Origin of the sequence: Latilactobacillus graminis DSM 20719, assembly GCF_001436415.1 — a bacterium.
Classification (GTDB): Bacteria; Bacillota; Bacilli; order Lactobacillales; family Lactobacillaceae; genus Latilactobacillus; species Latilactobacillus graminis.
This window is the reverse complement of sequence record NZ_AYZB01000025.1, coordinates 1-275: the sequence shown is the minus strand read 5'-3', so window position 1 is coordinate 275 and position 275 is coordinate 1. Positions and strand designations below refer to the sequence as shown.

The window sequence follows — 275 nt, the reverse complement described above, 5'->3', positions numbered from 1 at the left end:
AATCCAAAGAACCTGGTAACCCAGACAGAGTTTAGCAATCAAAAAACAATGCAAATCTTTGAAGAAAAAGTCAGAGACTCACTCGCGCAGCATAAGCAAGTGATCTATAAGGTAACACCAATTTTTAGAGGAAACGAATTAATGCCGCGTGGCGTATGGTCGCAAGCAATTTCCACTGATAAGACACTTAATTTCAACGTCTTCATTTGGAATGTTGAACCCGGTATCTCTTTTGATTACACGTCCGGACGTGGCCACAGCGACCCAACTATGCA

1 protein-coding gene is annotated in these 275 nt (G+C 42.2%); it reads left to right on the top strand.

The genetic code is table 11. The features are described from left to right. On the top strand, positions 1-275 hold a 275-nt coding region (locus FC90_RS04935), incomplete at both ends, for a DNA/RNA non-specific endonuclease (RefSeq protein ID WP_162258678.1).